Annotated in this window: 19 protein-coding genes; 9 read left to right on the forward strand and 10 right to left on the reverse strand. The window is 64.0% G+C overall.

Going from position 1 to position 26,145, the window contains the following annotated elements; translation table 11 throughout:
• Nucleotides 1–37: 37 nt before the first annotated feature.
• From V3W39_RS28455 to V3W39_RS28465, 3 genes are all read right to left on the reverse strand, one after another.
• A complete protein-coding gene (locus tag V3W39_RS28455) occupies nucleotides 38–1,885 on the reverse strand; it encodes an ABC transporter ATP-binding protein (protein WP_177116290.1) in 1,848 nt (615 codons plus the stop codon).
• On the reverse strand, nucleotides 1,878–3,644 hold the full coding sequence (locus tag V3W39_RS28460) for an ABC transporter ATP-binding protein (protein ID WP_330213799.1): 1,767 nt from the start codon (nucleotides 3,642–3,644) through the stop codon (nucleotides 1,878–1,880). Before V3W39_RS28460 ends, V3W39_RS28455 begins: the two co-directional genes overlap by 8 nt.
• A 148-nt stretch (nucleotides 3,645–3,792) precedes the next feature.
• On the reverse strand, nucleotides 3,793–5,025 hold the full coding sequence (locus V3W39_RS28465) for an acyl-CoA dehydrogenase family protein (protein WP_177131241.1): 1,233 nt from the start codon (nucleotides 5,023–5,025) through the stop codon (nucleotides 3,793–3,795).
• Nucleotides 5,026–5,436: 411 nt separating this feature from the next.
• Here V3W39_RS28465 and V3W39_RS28470 point away from each other — a divergent pair, with 411 nt between their 5' ends.
• From V3W39_RS28470 to V3W39_RS28500, 7 genes are all read left to right on the forward strand, one after another.
• Nucleotides 5,437–6,480 (forward strand): ABC transporter substrate-binding protein, encoded by a 1,044-nt coding sequence (locus V3W39_RS28470; protein ID WP_330213800.1) that lies wholly within the window; start codon nucleotides 5,437–5,439, stop codon nucleotides 6,478–6,480.
• 16 nt (nucleotides 6,481–6,496) lie between these two features.
• Entirely contained in the window at nucleotides 6,497–7,228 is a 732-nt protein-coding gene (locus V3W39_RS28475; RefSeq protein WP_177079989.1) for a class II aldolase/adducin family protein, read from the forward strand.
• Nucleotides 7,229–7,386: 158 nt separating this feature from the next.
• Nucleotides 7,387–8,562 carry an LLM class flavin-dependent oxidoreductase gene (locus V3W39_RS28480; protein WP_330213801.1) on the forward strand — a complete coding sequence of 392 codons (1,176 nt, stop codon included), beginning with the start codon at nucleotides 7,387–7,389 and terminating at the stop codon, nucleotides 8,560–8,562.
• A 3-nt stretch (nucleotides 8,563–8,565) separates the two neighbouring features.
• Complete coding sequence (locus V3W39_RS28485; protein ID WP_177116292.1) at nucleotides 8,566–10,116, forward strand: ABC transporter substrate-binding protein; 1,551 nt, start codon at nucleotides 8,566–8,568, stop codon at nucleotides 10,114–10,116.
• Nucleotides 10,109–11,155 (forward strand): ABC transporter permease, encoded by a 1,047-nt coding sequence (locus V3W39_RS28490; RefSeq protein ID WP_330213802.1) that lies wholly within the window; start codon nucleotides 10,109–10,111, stop codon nucleotides 11,153–11,155. The genes V3W39_RS28485 and V3W39_RS28490 overlap by 8 nt, the downstream gene beginning before the upstream one ends.
• Nucleotides 11,152–11,988, forward strand: a complete 837-nt coding sequence (locus tag V3W39_RS28495) for an ABC transporter permease (RefSeq protein ID WP_177079985.1) — start codon at nucleotides 11,152–11,154, stop codon at nucleotides 11,986–11,988. Before V3W39_RS28490 ends, V3W39_RS28495 begins: the two co-directional genes overlap by 4 nt.
• Nucleotides 11,985–13,763 carry a dipeptide ABC transporter ATP-binding protein gene (locus V3W39_RS28500; RefSeq protein ID WP_177116293.1) on the forward strand — a complete coding sequence of 593 codons (1,779 nt, stop codon included), beginning with the start codon at nucleotides 11,985–11,987 and terminating at the stop codon, nucleotides 13,761–13,763. The genes V3W39_RS28495 and V3W39_RS28500 overlap by 4 nt, the downstream gene beginning before the upstream one ends.
• Nucleotides 13,764–13,850: 87 nt before the next feature.
• Here the strand turns inward: V3W39_RS28500 and V3W39_RS28505 are convergent, their stop codons facing one another.
• The 7 genes from V3W39_RS28505 to V3W39_RS28535 form a co-directional block, all read right to left on the reverse strand.
• A complete protein-coding gene (locus tag V3W39_RS28505; RefSeq protein WP_177079983.1) occupies nucleotides 13,851–14,309 on the reverse strand; it encodes an REP-associated tyrosine transposase in 459 nt (152 codons plus the stop codon).
• Between the two features lie 142 nt (nucleotides 14,310–14,451).
• A complete protein-coding gene (locus tag V3W39_RS28510; RefSeq protein WP_330213803.1) occupies nucleotides 14,452–15,531 on the reverse strand; it encodes an LLM class flavin-dependent oxidoreductase in 1,080 nt (359 codons plus the stop codon).
• A 19-nt stretch (nucleotides 15,532–15,550) separates the two neighbouring features.
• A complete protein-coding gene (locus V3W39_RS28515; protein WP_330213804.1) occupies nucleotides 15,551–18,112 on the reverse strand; it encodes a TonB-dependent receptor plug domain-containing protein in 2,562 nt (853 codons plus the stop codon).
• Between the two features lie 148 nt (nucleotides 18,113–18,260).
• A complete protein-coding gene (locus V3W39_RS28520) occupies nucleotides 18,261–19,817 on the reverse strand; it encodes an ABC transporter substrate-binding protein (protein WP_177121403.1) in 1,557 nt (518 codons plus the stop codon).
• Between the two features lie 4 nt (nucleotides 19,818–19,821).
• Entirely contained in the window at nucleotides 19,822–21,030 is a 1,209-nt protein-coding gene (locus tag V3W39_RS28525) for an LLM class flavin-dependent oxidoreductase (RefSeq protein ID WP_177116296.1), read from the reverse strand.
• A 13-nt stretch (nucleotides 21,031–21,043) separates the two neighbouring features.
• The gene (locus V3W39_RS28530; protein ID WP_177079978.1) at nucleotides 21,044–22,270 is read right to left on the reverse strand and encodes an alpha/beta hydrolase family protein; all 1,227 of its coding nucleotides are present in this window, start codon (nucleotides 22,268–22,270) and stop codon (nucleotides 21,044–21,046) included.
• 14 nt (nucleotides 22,271–22,284) lie between these two features.
• Nucleotides 22,285–23,361, reverse strand: coding sequence for an ABC transporter substrate-binding protein (locus V3W39_RS28535; RefSeq protein ID WP_177116297.1), 1,077 nt, complete (start codon nucleotides 23,359–23,361; stop codon nucleotides 22,285–22,287).
• Between the two features lie 402 nt (nucleotides 23,362–23,763).
• On the opposite strand from V3W39_RS28535, the gene V3W39_RS28540 reads away from it, so the two are divergent.
• Both V3W39_RS28540 and V3W39_RS28545 read left to right on the forward strand, forming a co-directional pair.
• Nucleotides 23,764–24,840 (forward strand): sigma-54 interaction domain-containing protein, encoded by a 1,077-nt coding sequence (locus V3W39_RS28540; protein ID WP_177079976.1) that lies wholly within the window; start codon nucleotides 23,764–23,766, stop codon nucleotides 24,838–24,840.
• Between the two features lie 48 nt (nucleotides 24,841–24,888).
• Nucleotides 24,889–25,500, forward strand: coding sequence for an LpxA family transferase (locus V3W39_RS28545; protein WP_259201230.1), 612 nt, complete (start codon nucleotides 24,889–24,891; stop codon nucleotides 25,498–25,500).
• The last annotated feature ends 645 nt before the right edge of the window (nucleotides 25,501–26,145 follow it).

Below are 26,145 nucleotides of genomic sequence, written 5' to 3' on the forward strand. Positions count from 1 at the left end.
ATAGCGGCCCTGACCGCAGCAACGGATATGCCCCCCATCACCCAGCCACCAACCCCCCCACCTGAGCACCCCGCAAATACGTCTGATACAACGCCGCATAAGCCCCCCCACGCTCAATCAACGCATCATGCGCCCCAAGCTCCACAACCCGCCCATGCCTCACCACGGCAATCCGGTCCGCGTCCCGAATGGTCGCCAACCGGTGGGCTATGATGATCGCCGTGCGCCCCAGACACAGCCTGCGCAACGCCCGCTGAATCCGTCGCTCCGTGTGAATATCCACCGCCGAAGTCGCCTCATCCAGCACCAGCACCGCCGGGTCCGCCAGATACGCTCGCACCAGGCAAACGAGCTGCCGCTGCCCATGACTCAAATGTGCGCCCAGGGGCCCGACTTCGGTGTGGTACTGATGCGGCAACCGCTCCAACACCTCATCAGCCCCCAGCTCCCGGGCCGCCGCGATCAATGTCGCGTCATCCGCCAACGGCGCCGCCAGCCGCAAGTTGTCGAGAATGCTCCCGCTGAACAACACATTGTCCTGCAACACCACCCCGACATTGCGCCGCAACGCATGCTGGCCCAGCTCCCGCACGTCAATTCCATCCAGCCGCACCGCGCCCGACTGCACCTCATAAAACCGCGTCAGCAACTGCACCAGCGTGCTTTTCCCATGCCCCGAAGGCCCGACAATCGCCAACACCTCACCTGCCGGAATATGCAAATCCAGGCCATCGATCACCGGCGCCTGCGCACTCGGCACATAGCTGAAGTCCACTTTTTCAAAACGCACCTCACCCCGCGCCCGCCCCAAATGACGGGGCGCCACGCTGTCGGTAATCTGCGCCTGGGTATCCAGCAACAGGAAAATCCGCTGCGCCGACGCCGACCCGGTGGCATACCGCTCAAACAGATCCGACAGTTCCTGCAGCGGCCCCAAAAACAAAAACACGTAGAACAGACTCTCGGCCATTTGCCCGACCGACACTTCACCCGCCGCCAGCCCATAGCCGCCCACCAGCAGCAACAGTGCGATCCCCGCCGAACTCAGCAGCGCCGTAAAGGGCGCAAACCACCCCGACCGCAGGCTGCCGCGAATCAGCGCGTGGTTGAAGTCGTCCAGCAGCCCGCGATAACGCAGCAGGTTCGGCGCTTCCTGGGCGCACTGCTGCAGCATCCGCGCGCCGCTGACGCTTTCCACCAGGTGCGCGGTAAAGCGGCTGCGGTTTTCCGCGACCCTGGCCCAGTTGCGCTGGGAAATCCGCTTGAAACTCCAGGTCGCCAGCACCAGCAAAGGTACGGTGGCCGCCAGGCTGAGGAAGAAGCGCGGGTCGATCCGCCACAGCATCACCGACGCCAGGCCGCAGCGCAGCACGGCCCCGAGCAATTCCGGCGGGCCCTGGATCACCAGCGGTTCGAGGGCGTCCACATCACGGTCAACCCGGGAAATGATCCGCCCGGCACGGGTCTGGTCGAAGTAGCTCACGCTCAAGCCCTGGACATGCGCAAACACCTGCACCCGCAGGGCATTCAGCACGCGGATCGCCGCGCTTCCGGCGACAAACTGCGAGACCCCGGCCAGCAGGAAGCGCACCAGCCAACTGGCGGCCAGCCCAAGGCCCAGCCACAGCACCAGGCGCTCATCCAGCAGCCAGTGGTCGGCTTGTTGAATCAAGCCACGGTCCAGCAGTTCACGCACGAACCAGGGGCGCAAAAACACCGTGAACACCAGCAACAGCTCAATGCCGATCACTGCGACAATCGAGCGGCGGATTGGCCTGAGCAGCGGCAGCAAGCGTTTGAACATGCTGCGGTCGAGGGCCTTTTTTGCGAGCATTTCTTCAATTTCGATATCGCTCAAGGCTTTGCCGGCGATTGGATTAGCCATGGTCGATCCCCAGCAGGTCGCGGTAGTGCGGGTTGGTGTGTTGCAGCTCGGCGTGGGGGCCTGCGGCGGCGATCTTGCCGTGCGCCAGCATCAGCACCCGGTCGGCCAGGAGGATGGTCGACAGCTTGCTGGAGATCACCAGCACCGTGGTGCCGCGCAAGTCCCGCAGGTTATTCAGCACGTGGCGTTCGCTGATGGCGTCGAGGGCGCTGGTGGCGTCGTCCAGGCACAGGATGTCCGGTTTGCCCAGCAGCGCCCGGGCCAGGCACAGGCGCTGGCGCTGGCCACCGGACAAGGTTACGCCGCGATCACCCAGCGGCGTGGCCAGGCCGTGGGGCAGGCGCAGCAAGATATCGTCGGCCGCGGCGAGACGCAGGGCTTCGTGCAGTTGCTCATCGGTGGCGTCGGGGGCGGTCAGGCGCAGGTTGGCGGCGAGGCTGCCGGCAAACAGGAAGCTCTCTTGCGGAACCACATGCACCCGTTGGCGCAGCGAGCCGAGGTCGAGTTCACGAATGTCTTGCCAGCCAGCGTCGTCGTTACCGAGCAACACACGCCCGGCGCTGACATCCGTGAGACGCGGCAGCAGGCTGGCCAGCAGGCTTTTCCCGGTACCGGTGGCGCCCACCAGCGCGACAATTTCACCGGGCACCAGGGTCAGCGAACAGTCATGCAGAATGTCCCGGCCACCGCCTGGAGCGCTCACACTGACGTGCGCCAGGCGCAGCCCCAGGGGCGAAGCGGGCAGGGTGGCGCTGCCGCTGCGTATGGCGGCCGGGGCGTCCAGCAGTTGCCAGATGCGCTCGGCACTGGCCCGGGCATCGGCGAAGGTCTGCATCACCCGGCCAATGCCTTCGATGCGAAACACCAGGGTGGTGGCGATCAGCAGCGAGGTCACCAGTTCACCAATGCCCAGTTGGCCGGCGGCCACCAGGTGGGCGCCGTAGACCAGGATCCACACATGGCCGAGGGCGACCACTGCCTGGGGCAGCGGAATACGTGAACTGGAGTACGCCAAGGCTTGGCGGGCCAGCCCGGCGAACACCGCCACTTGTTCGGAAAAGCCCTGGATACGGCTCTGTTCAAGGGCAAAGGATTTGATCACCCGCACGCCGCCGATGCCTTCGCTGAGGTCCTGGTTGACCCGGTCGTAGGCCGCGCCGACGCTGCGGTCGAGTTCAACCAGGCGTTCGGTTTGCAGCACGAAGATCCACAGCCCGGTGACGGTCAGCAGCAGCGGTACCAGCCCCAGCCACGGGTTGTACCAGCTCAACAGGCCGACGGTGGCCAGCACCACCAGCGGGGTTTCCACCACCTGGCGCCAGAAGGTGATCAGGGCGTCACGCACCTTGTCGGCGTCACGGGTGGTACGGGTGATCATCTCGCCCATGCCGTGCTGCCAGTGGTAGCCCAGGTGCAGGCTTTGTACCTGGGCCAGGATGCGTTCGCGCAGGCGCGTCAGCAGTTCCTGGCTGAGCACCAGGGACAGTACGCTGGCGGCGTATTGCAGTACGCCACGGCCCAGGGCCACGGCAAGCATCAGCCACAACCAGTGCCAGCCGAGGCTCGCGTCGAGGCTGCCGTCGGCCTGGCGGATCACCGCGCGGCCGGCGCTCACGTCGTTGACGGCATGGCCGATCAGCCATTGTTGCCAGACCAGGCCGAGGTTGATGGCTACGAACAGCCCGGCGACCAGGGCGAAGCGCCAGGGCATTTCGCGGTAGATCGCCAGGCTGCGCAGAAGAGGGTGTTTTTCGATCATGAAAAGCTCGTTGGGGGGTTATTGATCGTTCCCAAACTGTGGCGAGGGAGCTTGCTCCCGTTGGGTTGCGAAGCGACCCCAAAAACTGGGCCTGCTACGCAGTCCAGCGGGAGCAAGCTCCCTCGCCACAGGGATGTGTTGGGCGGGTCTAGCGAGTGGTCGCCCCCTGGGTTTCCTTGGCGTTGAGGATCGCCGTGTACTCCCCCGGATCAATCCCGTTCAGGTAGTAGTTGCCCACATGGTGCAAGCGCCAGCGAATCGGGTCATGGGTGGTGTGCACCCGGGCGTTGCGCCAGAACCGGTCCAGGTTCCATTTGCTCAGTGACGAGCTGGCCCCGAGCAACGAGAAGATATCGCTGGAAATCTTCAACGACGCGCTGTCTGAATGCGCCCGTGCGGTGGCCACCGACAGGATCAATTCGTCCTGCAGTTCCTTGTTTTCCGGGTCCCGTTCATGCGCGTCAAACACCCGCGCCGCATCCCGCAGCAGTGATTCGGCGGCGCGCAGGGCCACCGCGTATTCGCCGATCTGCTTGATGATGTGCGGCTCTTCATTGGCGTGGTCCACGCCGCTTTCCACCCACGGCCGGGCGTTGTGTTTGAGGTAGTCCACCGCAGCGCTCAGCGCGCCGGAAGCAATCCCGGTATCGATCGCCGCATGCAGGATCTGCGGAAAGGTCAGCCCGGTGCGTTTCATCGGGCCCTTGCGCCGGGAGACGAAGTCTTCATCCAGTTCGATATTGTCGAAATTCACCGTGCCGCTGACCGAGTTTTTCTGGCCGAAGGCTTCCCAGTCGTCCACCAGGGTCAGGCCCGGCGCGTTGCGGTTGAGCAGCACGCCGGCACCGCCGTCATCGGAGGCGGCGGTGAGGGAGATCCACTCGGCAAGGTAGGAACCGGTGGAGTAGAACTTGCTGCCATTGAGCACCAGCTTGCCGTCGGCACGCCGCTCGACGCGGGTCTTGAGGGCGAACTTGTTCTTGCCGCCGACTTCCGCCAGGGCGTTGCCAAAGCGCTTGCCGGCCAATACGTCAGCCACCAGGCGATCACGCACCGTATCCGGATAACCGTTGAAGATGCCCCGCAGCATCACGTTGTGAATCTGCAGCAACTGCCCCACACCGCCATCGGCCACCGAGACCAGGCGCACGGTTTCGACGATGGTTTGCACCGAGGCACCCAGCCCGCCAAATGCCTTGGGCACGCCGATGGCGGTCAGGCCGCTCTGGGACAGCAATTGCGCCTGGCGCCACGGCAGTTGGCCGTTCTGGCTGCTGTCGGCGGCGATCGCGGCGATCTCCACGGCGATCTCTTTGGCTGCGGCAATCGCCTCGGCCTCGCTGTGCAGTTGGCGTACCGGTACCTGTTCGAACGTACTCATAGTTTCTTCCCTTGATGTGGCCCGTGTGTGTAAGCCCCCTGTAGGAGCTGGCTTGCCAGCGATGGTGGTTAACGATGACGTGTACTGACGGGTTTACGCGGTGCACTTGAGTCCATCGCTGGCAAGCCAGCTCCTACAGGGGATTGCGCTGGATGTCGGGCATTGAAGGTGCCTTGAGCAAGTTCTGCGCCAATGCCGAAAACCACGCCTGGCGGGGCCTGCGATAACGGGGTGTTGCTGGGGAAGCAGTGGTGAACGGGTGACTGCTGGATCAGCAGCAGTGCTGCTGACAGGCCAGCAACCGCGCTTTGGCCGTTTGCGCCAAAGCCTTGCAAACCGGGGCTTTGGCCAATTGGCACGGCCTCTGCAATACCTCCATGGACTGCCTTGCCCAATTCAATGGAGCTGCCCATGACCCTTTCCGCCGTCCTGCCCAAGCCTGCGCTTGAGCAGATCTGGTTTACCCGCTGCCCGGTGCCGACCGCTTCCGGCATCGCCTACAAACTTGGTTGGTTGAGCGAAGAATTCGCCGCCGACGGTCTGCCGGTCTCGACCCTGCAGGAGGCCCGCCAGTTGGGCCATCACCACTACGATCACGAACTGCCCGGGCTGTTTCGCGAAGGCGGTAACGTGCCGGCACTGGCCGCCCGTGCCGCCGGTGCACCGAGCCGTTTGATCGGCCTGACCTGGATCGAGGAATGGCAGACCATTCTGGTCCGCCCGGACTCCAGCATCACGCGTCCCGAACACTTGAAAGGCAAGCGCCTGGCCTTGCCGGCGTGGGGCGACAGCCGCCCGGGCAGTATCGCCCGGGCCATGAGCCTGCACGGCTATAAAGGCGCGCTGAGCCTGGCCGGCCTGGGCTTTGATGATGTGCAACTGGTGGAGGTCGCGCTGCACGATCAGGAACAGGCGAGCAACCCTCAGGAAGGTTTGCAGCGCCTGTGGTCGGGCCTGGATTACCTGGCTCGCGGCGAAGTGGACGCGGTGTACGTCAAGGGCGCTTCGGCTGCCGACGCTGCCCGTCGTCTGGGCCTGGTGGTGGGCATCGACCTGGACCTGATCGCCGAGCCGCGCTACCGCATCAACAACGGCACGCCGCGCCCGATCACTGTCCACCAGAGCCTGCTGGACAACCACTTTGACCTGGTGGTGCGATTCCTCGCGCAAACCCTCAGCGCGGCTGACTGGGCTGCGAACAATCGCGACGGCCTGAACGCGATTCTCGAAGAAGAAACCCGCGCCGGCAGTGCCGGGGTGGCCGAGGCCTATCGCGGTGATTTCCATACCACCCTGGCCCCGGACCTGTCGGCCCAGCGCCTGGATTTTCTCGGTGTCCAGAAAGACTTCCTGTACCTGCACGGCTTCCTGGAGCGCGATTTTGCAATCGCCGACTGGGTCGACCCGCGCCCCCTGCAAGCTGCCCATGAACTGTTGGCCAAGCGCCGCGCCTGAACCCGGAGAAACTGCCATGACTGCCATTGTCCACGCCCAACCGATCACCCAGGAACTGCAGGGCTTCATCGACAAAGTCCTGCTGGAAGCCGAAGAAGCCTTCACCGTCTTCCGTGAAACAAACACCATCACCGCCAATGGCACCGTGGGCTTTATCGAGCGTGTGCCGGGCCAGGAACTGCTGGTGTCGGTCAACTACGGCGGCCCGTGGAACTACCGCAAGCCGCTGCAAGCCACCGTCACCGACTTTGCCGGCAACGTGATCTTCGGCAAAGGCAAGGGCGGCCTGGGGCGCTACACCAAGCTGTTCCAGCAGCATGCGGACGTGACCACCGTGTCCCACGTGCACTCGCCGTACCTTGGTGCCTGGGCCCAGACCCATCGCACGCTGCCGTTCCATTACGTGCCGGTGCAGCGCTACCAGCTGGCGCGCGAGCTGCCGGTGTACATCGACCGTCGCCAGCAGGAAGTGGATTTCATCCTCGACAAGATCGCCGAAAACCCCTTCAACCTGGCGATCCTCGAAGCCAATGGCGGCTCCACCGTGTGGGGCAAGCAAGGGCTGCGGGCCACGGCTGAATTCATCCTGTTGCTGGAGGAGGGCGCGCAGCTGCAATTGCTGGCGGACGCCCTGGGTGGTTCGCGGGCTTACGGCCCGGGCGTGCTGACCCAGCAGTGGAAGATGAGTGGCTTGTTTGAGCAGGCCACGGCGCTGGGCCTGGTCCCCGCCATCGACCGCAAAAACTGAACACACCCTCATCACGGTGACTGAAACCACCACGACCCCTGTAGGAGCCGGCTTGCCGGCGATCGCGGTGCATCAGGCGACATTCCTGTTGGATGTGCCACCGTCATCGCCGGCAAGCCGGCTCCTACAAGGGGCGGTTCCATTCAAGGATGTCTGTCATGGCTGTAAAGATTCTCTGGTACCTCACCACGCCCGATGGGCCTTATCCGTGGGAGCCTGAAGGGCGCTGGAAAACGGACTTCCAACACCTCAAGCAATTAGCGGTCGCCAGTGATCGCCTCGGCTATTACGGCTCGCTGCTGGGTTCCAGCCCGAATGAAAGCCTGGCGGTGGCCGCCTCGCTGATCGACGCCACCCAGCGCCTGCGTTTCCTGGTGGCGCAACACCCGGGCGAACTGTCGCCGGCGGTGTTGGCCAAATGGGCCCTGACCTTCGACCAGTTCTCCAATGGCCGCCTGCTGTTCAACGTGGTCAACGGTAACGACGCGGGCCTGGCGACCCTCGGTGTGCATTACCCGCACGATGAACGCTACGCCTTCAGCCTCGAATACTGGCGCGCTTTCCAGGGCTTTTACGCCGGGGATACACGGGGCTACGACGGCGAATACATCAAGCTCGCCCCGCGTGCGCCGGGGGCGGCCAAACATCCGCTGGGCGGCTGGCACCCGCCGTACCAGAAACCCGGCATCCCGCTGTGGGGCGCCGGCACGTCGGGCCCGGGGGTTGAACACTCGGTGCAGTTGCTCGACGTGTACCTGAGCTTCGCCAATACGCCGCCAAAACTGGGTGACAAGTTCCGCAAGGTCGCCGCCGAAGCCGCAAAGATCGGCCGCGACCTGACCTTCGGCACCCGCCTGCAAATCATCGTGCGCGAGACTGAAGAAGAGGCTTGGGCCCACGCCGAGAAACTGCTGCAACGCACCTCGCTGCAAACCGCCCGCACTGCCATCGAACGTCAACTGCCACCCGGAGTGAGCTTCGAGGATTTCCACAGCGACGACCCGCAAACCCAGCGCAACGTCGAGACCATTCGCGCCGGCCGCCTGCCCAAGGCCCGCGACCTGGAGATCTACCCCAACGTATGGCTGGGCCCGAGCCTGTTCGGCTTCAACATCCTCGGCCCGGCCGCCGGCACGTATCTGGTGGGCAGCGCCGAGCAGGTGGCCGAGCGCATTCGCGAGTACGAAGCCCAGGGCACTTCGGCGTTCATCCTGTCGGGCTTCCCGCTGATCGATGAAGCGCACCGGGTGGCGGACCTGCTATTCCCGCTGCTGGGCCTGGACCACGGTTTTGAAGTGCCGCGTCTGAACGCCGTGCAACACCAAGAGGCGTAACTGATGAGCGAAGGATTTTCCCGCCGGGTGTTTCTCGGCAACAGCCTGGCCATTGGCGGCGGTTTGCTGCTGGGTGGCTGCGACAGCGGTGCAGCGCCAGCGGCGCTGATGTCGACCACACCGACCACCGGTGGACGCCTGCGCATCGGCATCATCGACGGCGACCAGTCCGGCAACCTCGATGCCCATAAACCGGTAGGCGGCGGGATCATTCGCGGCTGGGCGCTGTACAGCAAGTTCTGGGAGTGGAACACCGACGTCAGTACACGCCTGGCCCTGGCCGAGTTCGCGGAACCGAACGCCGACGCCAGCGCCTGGACCATCCGCATCAAGCCCGGGCTTGAGTTTCATCACGGCAAGACCATCGGCGCGGACGACATGCTGTTCTCGCTGCTGCGCCTCACCGACCCGAAACTCGCCTCGCCGTTTGCCGGGCTGGTGGGCGCCATCGACCGCAATGCGCTGCGCAAGCTGGATGAACGCACCATCGAAATCCGCTTCAAACAGGGCCAGAGTTTCTTCCCGCTGGATGAAACCCTGATCAGCTTCGGCGGCATCGTGCCCACCGACTACGACCCCATCACCAATCCGGTGGGCGCCGGCCCCTACAAGCTCAAGCGCTTTGTGCCCGGCCAGCGTTCGCTCTACAGCCGATTCGAGAATTACTACAAGCCCGGCCAACCCTATGCCGACGAACTGGAAATCATCGAGTTCAAGGACCAGGTGTCGCGGGTCGCGGCCTTGCGGGCCGGGCAGATCGACGTCGCCAGCGGGGTGCAGGCCGAGCACAGCGCATTGCTCAAGGCCGACTCGCGCCTGTCGCTGTGCGTGTCGCCCAGCACCTCGTTCACCGGGTTCAACCTGAACCTGGCCAAGCCGCCGTTTGATGACGTGCGGGTGCGCCAGGCGTTCCGTCTGCTGGCCGATCGGCAGGAGCTGGTGGACCGTGGGCTCAACGGTTTTGGGCGCATCGCCAACGACCTGTATTCGCCCCACGATCCCACCTATAACCATGACATCGCTCAGCGTCCCCATGACTTGGAACAGGCGCGCTCGCTGCTGCGTCAGGCCGGGCAGACCGATCTGCGGGTGGAGCTGACCACCCCGTCGGGCCCCGGCGTGAATGCCGCGCTGGTGTTTGCCCAGCAGGCGAAGAAGGCGGGCGTGGAGGTGCGTGTGACTCAGGTCGACGGCGCCGTATTCAACGGCCCGCAGCGTGAGCAATGGCAACTTTCACCGGGTTCGACACCGGCCCGTGGCTTCCTCGCGTCGGCTTTACATAACGACGCGCCATTGGCGATCTACAACCGCAGCAATTTCCACGACGAGCGTTTCGACGCGCTGTACCGCCAGGCCCTGGCCCAGCCGGACTTGCAATTGCGCAAAGGTCTGGTGCACGAGGCCCAGCAGATTCAACACGAACGCGGCGGGCTGCTGATCTGGGGCTTCAACGATGTGCTGGACGCCGCTTCGGTGCGGGTCGGCGGCCTCACGCCGGAACAGACCACCTTCGCCTCCTGGCGCTTTGACGAGCTGTGGTTGAACCATGTCTAAACCCCTGCGAACGCCGGCCTGGCTGGCCTGGTTTATTGGTCGGCTGGGCTACGGCCTGCTGACCGCCTGGGTGATCAGCCTGGTGGTATTTATCGCCACCCAGGCGCTGCCCTCGGACCCGGCCCGGGTGATTCTTGGCCCCGACGCGCCGCTGCAAAGTATCCTCACCCTGCAACATCAACTGGGGCTGGACCAGCCGATCCTGCGGCAGTACCTGCGCTGGCTCGGCTCGGTCCTGAGCGGCGACCTGGGGGTGTCACTGGACTCCAACGCGCCGGTCAGCAGCATCCTGTGGGGGCGTTTCGGCTACACCCTGGCGTTGCTCGCCGGGGTGATCGCCGTGGTGGTGCCGGCAGCGCTGGCCCTTGGCGTGTACCTGGCGTTGCGTCGTGACAGCCACCTCGACCGCTGGAGCCTGTCGTTGCTGATTTTCCTCAAGGCCACGCCGGGCTTCCTGTTGGCCATCGGCCTGGTGTTGCTGTTTTCCATGCCGCATATGGACTGGTTGCCGGCGGTGTCGATCCTCGATCCGGACCAGTCGCTGTGGCGCCAGTTGCCGTTCCTGGTGCTGCCGGTGTTGGCCCTGAGTCTGTCGGCGCTGCCGTACCTCACGCGCATGGTGCGTGCGGCGATGATCGATGCACTGGAGTCCGACTACGTGATTGCCGCACGGCTGCGGGGCATTCCCCACTGGCGGATCGTGTGGCGGCACACCTTGCCCAATGCGCTGGTGCCGGCGATTCAAGGCGTGGCGCTGACCCTGCGCACGTTGATTGGCGGCGCGGTGCTGGCGGAAGTGATCTTCAGCTACCCGGGCATCGGTACGGCACTCAACGCGGCGATCCAGATGCGTGATCTGCCGATGATCCAGGCCATCGTGCTGGTGATCACGCTTGCAGTGGTGTTGATCAACCTGCTGGCCGACCTGTTGACGGTGCTGCTCACGCCCAAGCTGCGCACGGCCCGTCGTGTGACCCTGATTTCGCGCAACCGCCGGGGCATTACCCCATGGTGGCGGCGCTCCCGAGGTGATGCATGAGCAAGAGTCGAGTATCCCGCTGGCTGGCTGAGCCGCAAACCCGCAAGGGCGCGCTGATCACCCTGCTGGTGATCGCTGTGGCGCTGCTGGGGCCATTGCTGGCGCCCCATGGCTCGACGGACATGGTCGGGCCGGTGTACGGCGCGCCGACGGGGTGGGCGCTGCTGGGCTATGACTTTTTGGGGCATGACGTGTTGTCGCGGCTGCTCAGCGGTGGCCTGTCGGTGCTGTGGATGTCAGTGGCGGCGGCAAGCATTGCCCTGGCGGTGGGCAGCACCCTCGGCTTGCTCGCAGGGCTCTCGCGGCGGCGCCTGGACCAGTTGATCACCTGGCTGGCGGACGTGTCCCTGGCGTTTCCCGACCTGATCCTGGTGTTGTTGATTGTCTCGATGCTGGGCCGTGCACCGTGGTTGATCGTGCTCACCGTATCGATTGCATTTATTCCCGGGGTGATTCGCCTGGCGCGGGCCAGTGCGGTGGCAGTGGCGGGGCAGGAGTTTGTCGAGGCGGCGCAGATGATGGGCTACTCGCGACGGCGGATCCTGTTCAAGGAAATCCTGCCGAACATCCTGACGCCGTTGCTGGTGCACTTCGGCAACATGCTGACCTGGGGCGTGGGCATGCTCTCGGGCCTGAGTTTCCTCGGTTATGGCGTGGCGCCGCCGACGGCGGACTGGGGCTTGATGATCAATGAAAACCAGGCAGGTTTACTGGTACAGCCCTGGGCGGTGCTGGCCCCCGCCGTACTGATCGGCGTATTTGCCTATGGCACCAATATCCTCGCCGAAGGCATTGGCCGCAGCAGCGCACGCCTGGGAGAAAAACAGCCATGAATGCAATTGCGGAGATTACGACGACGGTGCTGCAGGTCAGCGGCTTGCGGGTTGAGTTGCCGGGGCAGGTGGATGTGCTGTCCGGGGTGTCTTTCAGCCTGCAGGCTGGCGAAATCCTTGGGCTGGTGGGTGAGTCGGGTTCCGGCAAGACCACCTTGGCCACCGCGCTGCTGGCCCATGCCCGGCGCGGTGCGCGGATTGTCGGTGGCCAGGTGCATATCGCCGGCCAGGCGCTGTTGAGCCTGGAAGGTGAAGCCTTGCGCCGCGCCCGTGGCAGCCTGATCGGCTACGTCGCCCAGGACCCGGCCACCGCGCTCAACCCGGCGCTGCGCATTGGCAGCCTGCTGCGCGAAACCCTGGCGGTGCACCCACTGCAGTTGGACAAGCCTGCGCAGCAACAGCGAATTATTGAAACCTTGCGTGATGTCGGCCTGCCGGATGATCCGGAGTTTTTACGGCGCTTTCCCCATCAACTGTCCGGCGGCCAGCAACAGCGGGTCATGCTGGCCCTGGCGTTTGTGCTGCGGCCCCGGTTGATCGTGCTGGACGAGCCGACCACCGCCCTGGACGTCACCACCCAGGCGCACATCCTCGCCACCTTGCGCCGCTTGTGCAAAAGCCAGGGCGTGGCGGCGGTGTATGTTTCCCATGACCTGGCGGTGATCAAGGACCTGGTGGACCGGGTGATGGTGATGTACGCCGGGCGGATTGTTGAAACGGCCACCCGGGAAGGGTTGTTCAGCCGGCCGTCCCATCCCTACACCCGGGGCTTGCTGGCGGCGATTCCCGATGTGGCCGGGCGCCGTGAGTTGCTCGCGATTGCCGGGCATGCACCTGCGCCGGGGCAGCGGCCGCAAGGCTGCGGGTTCGGGCCACGGTGTGAGCGTTTCCGGCCTGAGTGTTCACAGCAGGAACCGTTATTACAGACGCTGTCGGCGGCGCATGAAGTGGCGTGTTTCGCGCCCCATGATCAGCCGTTGCAGCGCATCGCCCTGACGCCGATTGCCGCCGTGGATGCGCGCACCGATACCGCCTTGCTGGAGATCAGCGGGTTGAACGTGGCGTATGACCGGCAGGTGCTGTTTGACGTGTCGCTGCAGTTGCTGCCGGGGGAATGCCTGGCGCTGGTGGGCGAGTCCGGTTCCGGCAAGACCAGCCTGGCGCGGGCCGTTGCCGGGCTGGGGGAGAATGCCGAAGGCGAGCTGCGTTATGCCGGGCAGCCGTTGCCGCTACAGGCACGGCAGCGCGAGGCGGAGTTGCGGCACCAGATTCAGTACATCTTCCAGAACCCGTATCGGGCGTTGAATCCCCGGCAGACGGTGTATCAGACCTTGAGTGCACCGCTGGAGCATTTCTTTGCGGTGAAAGGTGCTGCGGCGCGGGAGCGGGTGGAGGCGGTGCTCAAGCGGGTGTCGCTGCCGGCGTCGGTGGCCGGGTTGTATCCCCACAGCCTGTCCGGCGGTGAGCGCCAGCGCGTGGCGATTGCCCGGGCGTTGCTGTGTGAACCGAAGCTGCTGATCTGCGATGAGATCACCTCGGCGCTGGACGTCTCGGTACAGGCCTCGATTCTGGATTTGCTGCGCCAGTTGCAGCGGGACGGGTTGACGTTGTTGTTCGTCACCCATGACCTGGGCGTGGTGCGGGCGATTGCTGACCGGGTGCTGGTGCTGAAGGTGGGGCGGGTGGTGGAGCAGGGCGCGGTGGATAGCGTGCTGGATCAGCCGCAGGCGGCGTATACGCAGACGTTGCTGGAGCATTCGCCCTCGCTGGGTTGACTGGCACTGCTGCGCAGTGATCGCCGGCAAGCCGGCTCCTACAGGTTTCGTGTAGGAGCCGGCTTGCCGGCGATGGCGTCCGTCCGTTCACACCCAAATGGCATCCCACAGCGGATAGTCATGTACCCGCCGCACCAGCCCCGCCCGTATTGGGTTGGCGATGATGTAACGAGCCACGGCCTGCAGGTCTTCCTCCCGGCGAATTGCCCGATCGTGAAAACCTTTCTGCCAGAAACGCCCCGAGCGCCCCAAGTGCGCGTTAACCGCTCGTGCACTGCGGGACTTTGTTGCAAGCATCAGTTGCGCCAGCGTGCTGTGCTTGAGCTCAACCAGCCAATGGAAATGATCAGGCATGACGACCCAGGCGAGAGAGTCAGCCAAGCCTTCGGTTTGGGCCTGGCGGAATTGATGAACGACTAGTCGGCCGACCCGCCAATCGGCAAAGACAGGATCGCGGTGCTGGGTGACTGCCGTAAGCATGTAAATCTGCCCGGGTTCGGAATAGCGGCCGCAGCGTAGGTGTTTGGCGTGGGGAAGCGTGGACATTCCTTGTCCTCCTGTTGTGAATACAGGCAGGAAAGGCTAGTGCGGAACGTCGAGATTTGCGGCGGGCTTTTGGCTCAGGGTGTGTCTGTGGGGGCGCCATCGCCTGTAGGAGCCGGCTTGCCGGCGATGGCGTTGGCCGCCGTTACGCGACCTTGCGCCTACGCGCGGCCTCGCGCACCGCCGGAATGATCCACCGCCCATAATCCACTGTGTCATACAGCGGGTCATACCCCCGGTTCAAAAACGTCGTGACCCCTAGATCCACATAATCCAGCAGCGCCTGGGCCACGGTCTCCGGTGTGCCTACCAACGCCGTGGTGTCGCCATACGCCCCAACAGCCGTCGCCGTCGGCATCCACAACGCCCGATCATGCCGATCCCCCAGCGCAGCCGCCGCCAACAACCGCTCCGACCCCGTGCCCTTGATCCTCTTCTGCCACGGACTGCCCGCCGCAAACTGCGGATTGGCCTTGATCTGCGCCAGGATCTGCTCGGCCCGCTGCCACGCCAATTCCTCGGTCGCCCCCAATATCAGGCGCACCGACAAACTCACCCGTGGCGCCTGCACACCGGCCGCACTGGCCGCTGCCTTGAGCTTGGCAATCTGCTCCGCCACACCGCTCAACGGCTCGCCCCACAGCGCGTACAAATCCGCATGCTTGACTGCGATCTGATAGGCAATGTCCGACGAGCCGCCAAACGAAATCGGGATATGCGGCTGTTGCAGCGGCTTGACCGGCGAAAACGCGCCCTTGATGTTGAAGTACTTGCCCTCGAAGTCGAACGGCTCTTCGGCGGTCCAGGTGCGTCGCACAATCTCCAGGTATTCGTCGGTACGCTGGTAGCGCTCGGTCTTGTCCAGCAGGAAGTCGCCTTCCTGGGGTTCGGCGGTGATGCCGGTGATGGCGTGCAGGCGAATACGCCCACCGCCGGTGGTGTGATCCAGCGTGGCAAACGCACGGGCTGCGACGGTTGGCGCGGTAAGCCCCGGGCGGTGGGCGATCATGAAGCCCAGGCGCTCGGTGTGCGCTGCCGCATAGGCGGCGATCTGCAAGCTGTCTGCACTGACGGGCCCGCTGGCGATCAGCACCCGGTCAAAGCCTGCGTGTTCATGGGCGCGGGCGTGGTGGCGGATAAACTCGAGGTCGAAATCCGGGCTGCGCACGCCACGGGTTTCGGACCATTGGCGGGGGAAGATCATGCCGACAAATTCGATGGACATGGTGGGGCTCCTTTGAGGGTTAGAACTGGTAGTCGACCTGGGCGAGCAAGGTGCGGCCCGGCATCGGTTGCAGGAAGGTGTTGGTGGAGCCGGCCAGGCCACTGACGAAATTCAGTTCGTTGGTCAGGTTCAGCACGCGCAAGGTGGTGCTCCACTGCGGCTGGCGGTAGTACACGGCAAGGTCGAGGTTGTATTCGTTGGGGATCTTTACGGTCTTGCTCAGGTTCAGGTACCAGTTGCTGGTCCACCAGCCGGACAGCTCGGCGCCAAAGCCCGAGTCGAAGCGGTAGTCGACGTAGCCACTGGCGGTGTATTCAGGAATCTGCACCGCGTCGAAACGCCCGGAAGGCCGCTGGTTGAGGCTGTTGTTGTCGCCGAATACGGTGCCGTTGTCGGGCACGAACCCGGCGGAGGCAAAGCCTGCCTGGGAGGTGAATTCGTTGTAGGCGTTGAGCTTGGACAGGTTCAAGCCGCTGCGCAGGTGGTCATCCGGCTGGTAGCGCACGGTGGCCTCCACGCCCTTGATCACCAGCCGCGCGATGCTGTTGTTGCTGTCCGGCGCCTGGTCCCGGGCCTGCTTGAACGCGGCCAGGGTCATGAACAGCTGGTTAGGCACCGCTTCCACTTTCACGCCCACTTCGTGCAATACGCTCAGGCTCTGGAACGCCAGGGGATTGAGCAGGTTCGCGCCACTGCCGCTGCCCCAACCGAGGCCGTTGGAAAAGAACCCGGTGTTGACCGCCAGCGATCGATCGAAGGTGTAGTAGAGCGTGGTGTTTTCCGTGGGCTTGACGTAGGGGCTGACCTGGAAAGCGAACAGCCGGTAGTTGTCGCTGTCCTTGCGCGGGTTGCCGCCTGCGAGCACGAACGGGTTGTCGATCTCGGCCTCGATCCAGCTGCGGCTGGCACCGATGTTCAGGCCGAAATAATCGCCGTACTTGAGGTTGTGCTGGCTGAACAGGGTCTTGGTGGTCCAGGTGCTTTCGGCGGTGTAGGGCGCCACGGACTCGGCGTAGAGCCCGTGCCCGGCGGGGTACATCGGCGGCAGACTCAGCCAGCCGTAGTAGTTGGAGTACTGCGGCACGCCGGGTTGGCCGATCCAGGCGCCATTGCCGCCGGCGGGGTTGGCGCCGTTGAGGCCCAGCAGATCGCCGGAGTTCTTGCCCGAAGGGTCCTGGGTCAAGTCATAGGCATTGATGGTGGAGCCGAAGCTGTTGTTGGCAGCGATCGACTGGTTGAATTCCCGGCGATAGATCAGGCCGGTGTTGCTGTCATCCCGCAGGGTCCAGCCGCCCAGGCGGGTTTCATTACGCGAGCGGAATTCGAAGCGGTTGTCGAAGATGTTGTCTTTGGACTGCACCTGGAACGAACCCACGGCATCGGTGATGTCTTTGGAGCGTTGGTAGAACGTGCTGTTGGCCACGGTGATGGTGGGCGACAGGTCGGCCTCGATGCGCAGTTGCGTGGTAAAGCGTCGCGAGCTGCTTTCATCTTCCTTGCGTTGCCCGGTTTGCGAGGACAGCGAGCGCTCACCATTGCCCGCCAGCGTCGGGTCATACACCCAGCCCCGCAGGCTGCCGGGGTTGCTCTGGGTGTTGGGCGAGGCGGTCTGGAAGCTGCCGTCCACCACGCTGTATTGGCCCTGGGCATTGCGCTGGCGTTTGACCCAGCCGAGGGTCGGCGCATCGGCGGCGCCGGAGGCCAGCACCGGCGACCACAGGGTGTTGCCGTTCTGGATAATCGGCGTGGCGCGCCCGGCGTAATACTTGCCGTTGTCCACCAGGTCCTGGGTGGCGCGGTTCCAGCCGTGGGTGATGTTGTAGTCGTAGTAGTTGTCGTAGCTGGCGTTCCAGTCCACCCGCACGTTGTCGTTGCGCCAGGCGAGGGCGCCGTAGAAGGCGTCGAAGTTGTTGTCGACGTTGTCGTAGAAGTCCTGCTGGCGCTGCTTGGTGATGCTCAGGCGGTAGGCCAGGTTGTCACTCAAGGGCCCGGTGTTGTCGATGCTGAACTTGTTGGAACTGCGGGACGTGCCGTCCGGTATCCACGAGCCCAGTTCGCCACTGAGTTTGGTCTTGAACTCGTTGAAGTTCGGCTTCTTGCTCAGGTAGTTCACATAACCGCCGCTGCCGGACACCGAACCGTAGGTGACCGAGGATGGCCCGGCGACGATGTCGGCGCCTTCATAGGCGTTGAAATTCGCCGGGTGGCGCACGCCGTAGGCGCGCTGGCCGTCCTGGAACACCTCCGAGCCCTGGGCGCGAAACTGCGGGGCGATGCCGGCGTTCTGGCCGCCGCCGCGGGTGATGCCGGGGGCGTATTTGACCAGGTCGTCGGCGCTGCGGATCGAGTCGTTGGCCAACTGCTCGGCGTTGATTTGCACCACCGAACGGGGCGTATCGAGGACCTTGGTCTCGGTGCCGCCGTACACCGACGTCGGCGGGCGAGTGGGCAGGGCGTCGTCATCGGACTGGCTGGCACTGGCCTGCACGGTCACGGTTTGCAGTTGGGTATCGGCGGCAAAGGCCTGGATTGGCAGGCTTGCGGCCAGCAGCAGAGGTAAACGCAAGGCGATAGCGTGCATGGCAGAAATGCCCCATAAAAAGAATGAAGAGCGCACGGTCCCTTGTAGGAGCTGGCTTGCCGGCGATAAGGCCCTTGAGCCCTGCGCCGGTCGACCGGACGTCATCGCCGGCAAGCCGGCTCCTACAGGGCGATGCGGTGTAAGTGGGTCAGGCGGTGTCTTTGAGCCAGAGCTTTTCGAAGCGCCAGGTGCTGAACAGCGACTCTTCCGACTGCGCCCCGCCGACGCGGGTGGAGACGCTGTCGAGCAAGTCGGCGTAGCCCCAGATCAGCATCCCGCCGCGCTCGTACTGGATCTGCTGGACCTGATGCACCAGGGCCTTGCGTTTTTCCAGGTCGGGCTGGGCCATGGCGGCCAGGAACAGCTCACTGAATTGCGGGTCGTTGAAGTGGGTCTTGTTGGACACCGCGAACGGCGCGTCGGTATGGATCGCACTCGCCAGGAACGGCGCGCCGATGCTGCCGCCGGTGCTCAGGGTCCAGTCGTTTTTCAGCGGCCCCTGGAAAGTCGCCAAATCCACCTGCTTGACCTTGAGGGTCACGCCGATGCGCTTGGCCTGTTCGGCCAGCACCAGCGCCGAACTCAAGCCCGGCCCCGGGGTGGTGATCAATTCCACCTCGAGGTTTTCCTGGCCGGCGTCCTTGAGCAGTTGCGCCGCGCGTTGCGGGTCGTAGGGGCGCGGCCCGAGGTCGTGGTTGAAGGTCGGGTCGCTGGGTGCATACAGGTCGTTGGCCACCCGGCCCTGGCCGTTCAGGGCACGGCGTACCAGCTCTTCACGGTCGGCCATCAAGCGAAACGCTTCGCGCACCCGTGGGTCGTTGAACGGTGGCTTGTCGAGGTTCATGTCGAACGACAGCCAGTTGCCGGTCACCGAGGTGATCACCTTCAGGCGCGGGTCCTTTTGCAGGATCGGCAGCTGTTCGGTGGGCATCACGTTGGCCATGTCGATTTGCCCGGAGCGCAGGGCGGCCAGGCGCGAAACCTGGTCCTTGAAGTCGATGATTTCCAGCTCATCGGCGTAGGGCTTGCCGTCCTTGTAGTAGTTCTCGAAGCGGGTAAACAGCGAGCGCTGGCCGGGGGTGAAGCTTTTCAGCTTGTAGGGCCCGGCGCCCACCGGGTTGGTGACCGGGTGGTAATCCACCGGCACGATGCCGCCGAAGTTGACCCAGGTTTCTGCCAGCGGCATGTAGCTGCGGCCGTCGCGAAAGCTCAGGCGCACGGTGCGGTTGTCGAGCTTGACCAGGTTGTCACGGTCCACCCAGTGCAGCAGCGCCGCGTAGGGCGAGGCCAGTTGCGGGTCGGTGAGGCGGCGGATCGAGAAGATCAGGTCATCGGCATCGATGGTCTTGCCGTTGTGGAATTCCAGGCCGGGGCGCAGGCGCAGGGTCCAGCTGCTGGCGTCGGCATTCGGCTCGGCAAATTCGGCCAGGGCCAGGCGCGGTTGCATCTGCTCGTCCCATTCCCACAGCTTGCTGTACAGCGCAAAGCCGCGAACGATGCCACTGCCCACGGGCTTGTGGGCATCGAGGTTGCCGCTCTGGTTGCCATCCAGGATGCCCAGGCGCAGGCGCCCGCCATAGCGTGGCTGATCGTTGCCGGCAACGCTTTTGGGCGTGTCTGCGGGGCCGCAACCGGCCAGCAGCAAGCCGCCGCCGACGGTCACGCTGTAGCCGAGAAAGTCCCGGCGGCTAAGCAGTAGGCTCATGGCATCAGACTCCGGCCGGGCCGTTGGCGGAGCGCAGTTCCAGCACGGGCTCCTGAGGGCGACTCAGCTCGGCGCGTTCACTGCGAAAGTGCGGCAGGATGTGCTCGCCCAGGCGATAGGCCTCTTCCAGATGCGGGTAGCCGGCGAGGAAGAACAGGTCGATGCCGATGGCGTTGTACTCGCGAATCCTTGCCACCACGTTCTCGTAGCTGCCCACCAGCGCACAGCCCGGCGGGATGCCGATGTAGCCCAAGCCAGTCCATACATTGGGGTGGATGAAGAAGTCGTCGAAGCTTTGGGTCTCGGTTTTTTCACTGAAGCCGTGCTCGTAGCTGAGTTTGCGCGCCGTACGCAACCCGGCATGGGCCGCCACGGCCTTGACCGCGCCCCGGGCGATGCCTTCGTCGAAGAAACGCTTGGCTTCGGTGCGGGCCAGTTCTTCGGTTTCCCGGGTGATCACGTCAATCGACAGGCCGAAGCGAATGTCGGTGCGGCCCCATTTCAACGCGCGCTCGCGCAGGTCGGCGATCAGGGCGGCGATCTCGTCCGGGTGTTCGGCACGCATCAGGTAGAAGTCAGCATGCTTGGCGGCAAACTCCCGGGCGGCGATGGACGAACCGGCGGTGCAGATCAGCGGCAACCGGGCCTTCTTCAACGGCCCGCGCAGGCCGCCACCCTCGGCCTTGTAGAACTTGCCGTCGTAGTGGAAGGACTCGTTGTGCCAATAGCCCTTGACCACGTCCATGAATTCGGTGGCGCGCGCGTAGCGTTCATCGTGGTCGCTGAAGTCGCCCACCTGGCGCTGGATCGCGTCCGAGCCGCCGTTGATGATGTTCCACACCAGGCGGTTGCCGGTGGCGCGCTGGTAGGTGGCCGCCTGCTGCACCGCCACCCACGGGGTGTAGTGGTAGGGTTGGAACGCGGTGACGAATTGCAGGGTGCGGGTTTCCCGGGCCAGCAGCGCGCAGACGGTCCACGGCTCTTCGCCGGTGGGCGCGTTGACCATCAGCGCACCGCCAAAGCCGTTGATTTCTGCGGCCCTGGCGATTTGCCCGAGGTAGTCGATGTAGGTGAAGTGATCACCTACGCTGAAACCCGATACTGCGCCGGTGCTGGGCCCGCCGCGATGCCAGTCGCCGCGGTTGCGTGGGTCGCCGGGCAGGAACTGGGTTTCGCCGTGCAACGGCAGGCGGGTGAAGAATTCGATGCTCATGCAAGCCTCCTGCTTATTGCGCGGTCGGGGCGCAGATCGGGGTGATCGGCTGGTCGTTGATGACCTTGTGGGCAAACGGGATCGAGTCCTTGAGTGATGCATTGACCGTGGCGCTGTGGCCCAGGCCTTTGTACAGGTGGCCTTCGACGATGGAGCCGGCCTTGCACGCGTCCTGCATCAGCTTGACCTGGGTCGCGGCGGCCGGGGTGGTGTCTTCGGCACCGGTGCCGATGAAGATTGGCTTCGAGGTTTTCAACGTCGGGTAGGACACTTGCGCCAGCCACGGGGCGAGCTGCTTGCCCTTGTAGTCTTTCTTGGTGTTGGCGATGCTCAGGCCCAGGCCTTCCACGTCGCCTTCGAGGGCGAACAGGCAACTGGTGCGGGCCTGCTCGAAAATCGGCAGGGCTTTTTCGGTGTAGAAGTCGGCCGGGTTGATGCTCGGGTCGTATTGCTGGGCGGCGAGCAAGGTGTAGAAACCGTAGGCCAGGGTGGGGTCGACCTTGTTGCGCACTTCTTCGCTGGGGTTTTTCGCGTAGTCGAGGGTGTAGATCACACCGGTGCCGATGCTGCCTTTCACTCCCAGGTCCGGGGCGTAGGTGGCGGCATAGGCTGCGGCGGCGAAGGCACCGGCACCGCCCTGGGACTGGCCGACGATCAACACCTTGTCGGCCAGCCCAGGTACGCCGGCCACCACGGCCTTGGCGGCGTCGAGGATTCCGTAGGCAGCCATGCGGCTGTTCAGCAAGGGGTGGCCGCCGGGCACGCCGAGGCCCTGATAGTCGGTGGCGACCACGGCAAAACCTTCGGCCAGCCAGCGATTGAGGTAGGCCACGTCACGGTACGAGCGACCTTGCCAGGACGGTGCACACACGTCCGCCACGCCCACGGTGCCATGGCCCCAGCTCGCCACCGGCCAACCACCGGCAGGCGGCGTGCCTTTTGGCAGGAACAGCGCGCCGGACACCACCACCGGCGTCTTGTTATCGATGCCGTCGGTGGAGGTGTACAGAATCCGCTGGGCGCTGGCGGCATTGGCCAGGCTCAAGGTGTTATCCAGGGGCTCGCTGCGCAGCAGTTTGCCGGGAACCGTCGGGATGGCTTTTTCCCAGGTGTAGAACGCCGAGACGCGGCCATCGCCTTGCAGCGGGTCGGGTTTGGGGGCGTAGGTGTCGGCAGCAAACACGCTCATGGACAGGGCCAGGACGCTGAGGCCAAAGGCAAAGGAGTGCGACAGTTTCATGCTTAATTTCCCTATTACGGATTAGTGCTGACCTGGCCATGCAGGGCCGGCCAGTAGTCGGTGAGTTTCAGGTCGATCAGGGCCTGGTTGGTAAAGCCGGTGGCCAGTGACGGGCCGATGTCGTAGGTGCTGCGAATCAGGTGATTGGCCAGGGCGTAGGTGGTGAGGGCCTGGTAGTGCGCCTTGAGTTGCTGGTCGCTTTTCGGCGCCCAGCGATCCTTCCAGGCCACCGGGTCGTCCTGGTCGTCGCGGCGCAATACGCTTTCGGCGGTGCCGGCGCGGGAAGACAGCTGGTAATAGGCGTCCTGGTTCTGCGGCTGGGAAATCCACCACGCGGCTTTCACCCAGGCCGTGGCGAGCAATTGGGTGATGTCCGGGTGCTGCTGCACGAAGCTGTCGGTGCCCCACAGGTCGGAGACCAGGCGCCAGTCGTTGTTGCCTTGCTTGGTGGACCAGATGATCTTGCCCACGCCCTTGTCTTCCAGGGCATAGGCCTCGCTGAGCAGCACCGCAGCGTCGACCTTGCCGGCAGACACGGCCGCGGCGCCGACTTGCGGGTTGAGGTTGGCGATCTTGAAGTCGTCGAGCTTCAGGCCCTTGCTGGCCAGGAAGTTGCTGAAGGCGAACTCCCATGGCCGGCCGCGATGCAGCGCCAGGCGCTTGCCCTTGAGGTCGTCGATGGTTTTTGCGGTGGAGCCTTCGGGCACCACCAGGTAGATGTTGTTGCCGCTGCCACCGGGCACGATCAGCTTGCCCGGCACGCCGCCGGCCCCGGCGATCACCGAAGGCAGGTCACCGCGCACGGCGAAGTCCAGGCTGTTGTTGCTGAAACCTTCGTTGATCTGCGGCCCGGCGCCGGCGTGGGGCAGGGCGATCCACTCCAGCTTGACCCCGCGTTCACGCAGTTGCGCTTCGAGCCAGCCGTCTTCGATCACGCGCCCGGCGATGCCGCCGAACACCGGTTTGCCGCCCTGGGTGTAGGCGACGATGGCGATCTTCACCGACGCCGGTGGCGCCTGTTCGGCCAGCACGCCGGTGCTGACCAGCACACCGAACACGGTGGCAATGCTGTTGCGCCAGAAGTTTTTCATTGGGATCTCCCTGCTAAGTGATCGCGACCCCCTGTAGGAGCCGGCTTGCCGGCGAAGGCGTCCGTTTGGTCGGTGCAAGGCCTGAGGGCCTCATCGCTGGCAAGCCAGCTCCTACAGGGGAGGCGGCGTTGGGAGGGAGAGAGCAGATTGCATGCCATCAGCGGAAAAACGCGCTGCGCGCCTTGTAGGCCGTGGCTTTGAGGGTTTTCGAAAAGCTGGCTGGCAATGGCTTGGTGTTGATCTGCACACACGCAGGTGCTGGCCGATTGCTGCTCCAGCAGCAGGTGGAGGGGGATGTGTTGGTATATTCTTTTAAGGCATATATAAATATTAATTAATAATTAAATGGTATAGAAAACTTCATGCACTATTGACACGCGCTTTTACTGCCAGGAATGCACCATGTCGCTGATTACCCATCCCAACGCCCGTGAATTGACCAAGTCGGTGCGCGCCACCGTGCTGGTCTTCAAGGACCCGCGCTCACAGGAACTGCTGGCCCGCATCGAGCGCCTGGCACCCAGTGAGGCCAACACCTTGATCATTGGCGAGACCGGCACCGGCAAGGAATTGGTTGCGCGGCATATCCATCATCTGAGCCGTCGCGGGCGTGAGCCGTTTGTGGCGGTGAACTGCGGCGCGTTTGCCGAAACCCTGGTGGAAAGCGAGTTGTTCGGCCATGAGAAGGGTGCGTTCACTGGCGCCACCACCCACAAGGCCGGCTGGTTCGAAGCGGCCAACGGCGGCACGCTGTTTCTCGATGAGATTGGCGATTTGCCGTTGAACATGCAGGTCAAACTGCTGCGAGTGTTGCAGGAGCGCGAAGTGGTGCGCCTGGGTTCGCGCACGCCGATTCCGATCAATGTGCGACTGGTAGCGGCCACTAACGTGAACCTTGCCGATGCAGTGGTGGCGGGGCATTTTCGTGAGGATCTGTTCTACCGCCTGCACGTCGCCACCATCCGCCTGCCGCCTCTGCGGGAACGGCCGGGGGACATCCTGCCACTGGCGGAATTTTTCCTTGAGGAACACTGCCAGCGCCTGGGCTACAACCGCGCTTCGCTGAGTATCGAGGCCGAGCGCAAGTTGCTGGAACACAGCTGGCCGGGGAATATTCGCGAGCTGGAAAACGCGATTCACCATGCCTTGCTGGTGTGCCGAAACCAGTTGGTGCAGCCGCCGGACCTGCACCTGGTGGACATGCGTTCCTCGGGCATTCGCCAGGACGAGGCGAACCAGGCCGCGCCTGCGATCGCCGGGCCGGTGAGCCTTGAGGCGGCGCTGAATGCGTTGTTCGAGCAGAACATTCCGGACCTTTACGAACACATCGAAGAGACGGTCTTTCGTGCGGCCTATCGTTACTGCCATGGCAACCAGTTGCAGACCGGGCGCTTGCTGAATATCAGCCGCAACATTGTGCGGGCGCGGCTGGAGAAGATCGGCGAGTTGGGCAAGCCGGTGCTGCTCGACGGGCAGTGACGGGGGTGTTAGCGTTTCGGGCTTCTCTGATCTGTAGAGGGCTCGACGTTGATTCGACTCACCGATTACATCGCTGATTTTTCCCGTTCGCCGCTGGCACCCTGGGTTGATCTTGCTCCCTGGGAGTTGGTGAGCCAGGCGCCTGGCGTTGTTCGCCAATTGCTGGCGGGGTTGTCTGATGATGACTATGAGATTCATGACGAGATTGCCGTGCACCGTACGGCGGTGGTTGAGGCGGGCGCTGTGTTGAAAGCGCCGCTGATCATTGGTGCCCACTGTTTTATCGCTGCCGGGGCTTACCTTCGTGGTGGTTGCTGGGTGGATGAATATTGCATCTTCGGGCCGGGTGCGGAGCTCAAGACGTCCTTTGTTTTCAGCGGCAGCAAGTTGGCGCACTTCAACTTTGTCGGGGATTCGGTGTTGGGGCGGGGGGTGAATCTGGAGGCTGGGAGTATCGTTGCCAACTACCGTAATGAGCGGGATGACAAGGAGGTCCAGGTGCGTATTGGGGGGCAGTTGCAGCGTACCGGGTGCGACAAGTTTGGGGCGCTGTTGGGGGACCTGTCGCGGGTTGGAGCCAATGGTGTGTTGGCGCCGGGGGCGGTGCTTGCGGCGGGTAGTGTGGTAAGGCGGGGGGAGGTTTTTGATTGTGAGGGGTAGGCGGGGGGGGGCGTACATATCCGTTATTCAGGTAACGGCGGCTTATGGTTTCGCTCTTACAGCGAGTCACTTTGCAAAAGCGGCAAAGTAACCAAAACGCTCTGCCCCGCCTGTCGGCACCTCGCCTAGGCTCGGTGTTCCCTCACTCCAGGATTGCTCCGCGGGCCGCCGCGACGGCCCGTCCCTGGCCCGTCGCGGCTAAACCGGCGTCCTGCCGGTTTACCCGCTCCTCAATCCCTGCGTTCGGCCTCGGGCTGAATGGGGCAGTCAGATCAAAATCAAAAGCAAGAGCACAGCGGCCTACAGGCCGGCTTGAGTGGTAGAAGCCAGAGCAAAAGCCAAAGCAAAAACAGAGCTGCTTTTCTGTAGGAGCCGGCTTGCCGGCGAAGAGCCTGAGGTCGCCGCGTTCATTCAGGACGCCAACGTCATCGTTAACGACCATCGCCGGCAAGCCAGCTCCTACAGGGATCGTGCCCGCTTTAGATTTTGATTTTGCTTCACCACACTCAAGCCGGCCTGTAGGCCGCTGTGCTGTTGCTGTTGATCTGCTTTTGATCTTGATCTTAGGCGCCCCGTTAAACCACGCTGGCCGAACGCAGGTAGTACGGAGCGGGTAAACCGGCAGGACGCCGGTTTAGCCGCGAC

The sequence above is a fragment of the Pseudomonas sp. Z18(2022) genome (genome assembly GCF_036346535.1).
Classification (GTDB): domain Bacteria; phylum Pseudomonadota; class Gammaproteobacteria; order Pseudomonadales; family Pseudomonadaceae; genus Aquipseudomonas; species Aquipseudomonas yamanorum_A.

Coding starts and splice junctions, on each gene's coding strand:
- V3W39_RS28475 (WP_177079989.1), top strand. CDS start 6,497: ATGACTGCCATTGTCCACGCCCAACCGATCACCCAGGAACTGCAGGGC.
- V3W39_RS28535 (WP_177116297.1), bottom strand. CDS start 23,361: ATGAAAAACTTCTGGCGCAACAGCATTGCCACCGTGTTCGGTGTGCTG.
- V3W39_RS28540 (WP_177079976.1), top strand. CDS start 23,764: ATGTCGCTGATTACCCATCCCAACGCCCGTGAATTGACCAAGTCGGTG.
- V3W39_RS28470 (WP_330213800.1), top strand. CDS start 5,437: ATGACCCTTTCCGCCGTCCTGCCCAAGCCTGCGCTTGAGCAGATCTGG.
- V3W39_RS28520 (WP_177121403.1), bottom strand. CDS start 19,817: ATGAGCCTACTGCTTAGCCGCCGGGACTTTCTCGGCTACAGCGTGACC.
- V3W39_RS28480 (WP_330213801.1), top strand. CDS start 7,387: ATGGCTGTAAAGATTCTCTGGTACCTCACCACGCCCGATGGGCCTTAT.
- V3W39_RS28515 (WP_330213804.1), bottom strand. CDS start 18,112: ATGCACGCTATCGCCTTGCGTTTACCTCTGCTGCTGGCCGCAAGCCTG.
- V3W39_RS28510 (WP_330213803.1), bottom strand. CDS start 15,531: ATGTCCATCGAATTTGTCGGCATGATCTTCCCCCGCCAATGGTCCGAA.
- V3W39_RS28500 (WP_177116293.1), top strand. CDS start 11,985: ATGAATGCAATTGCGGAGATTACGACGACGGTGCTGCAGGTCAGCGGC.
- V3W39_RS28490 (WP_330213802.1), top strand. CDS start 10,109: ATGTCTAAACCCCTGCGAACGCCGGCCTGGCTGGCCTGGTTTATTGGT.
- V3W39_RS28455 (WP_177116290.1), bottom strand. CDS start 1,885: ATGGCTAATCCAATCGCCGGCAAAGCCTTGAGCGATATCGAAATTGAA.
- V3W39_RS28525 (WP_177116296.1), bottom strand. CDS start 21,030: ATGAGCATCGAATTCTTCACCCGCCTGCCGTTGCACGGCGAAACCCAG.
- V3W39_RS28485 (WP_177116292.1), top strand. CDS start 8,566: ATGAGCGAAGGATTTTCCCGCCGGGTGTTTCTCGGCAACAGCCTGGCC.
- V3W39_RS28530 (WP_177079978.1), bottom strand. CDS start 22,270: ATGAAACTGTCGCACTCCTTTGCCTTTGGCCTCAGCGTCCTGGCCCTG.
- V3W39_RS28460 (WP_330213799.1), bottom strand. CDS start 3,644: ATGATCGAAAAACACCCTCTTCTGCGCAGCCTGGCGATCTACCGCGAA.
- V3W39_RS28505 (WP_177079983.1), bottom strand. CDS start 14,309: ATGTCCACGCTTCCCCACGCCAAACACCTACGCTGCGGCCGCTATTCC.
- V3W39_RS28495 (WP_177079985.1), top strand. CDS start 11,152: ATGAGCAAGAGTCGAGTATCCCGCTGGCTGGCTGAGCCGCAAACCCGC.
- V3W39_RS28465 (WP_177131241.1), bottom strand. CDS start 5,025: ATGAGTACGTTCGAACAGGTACCGGTACGCCAACTGCACAGCGAGGCC.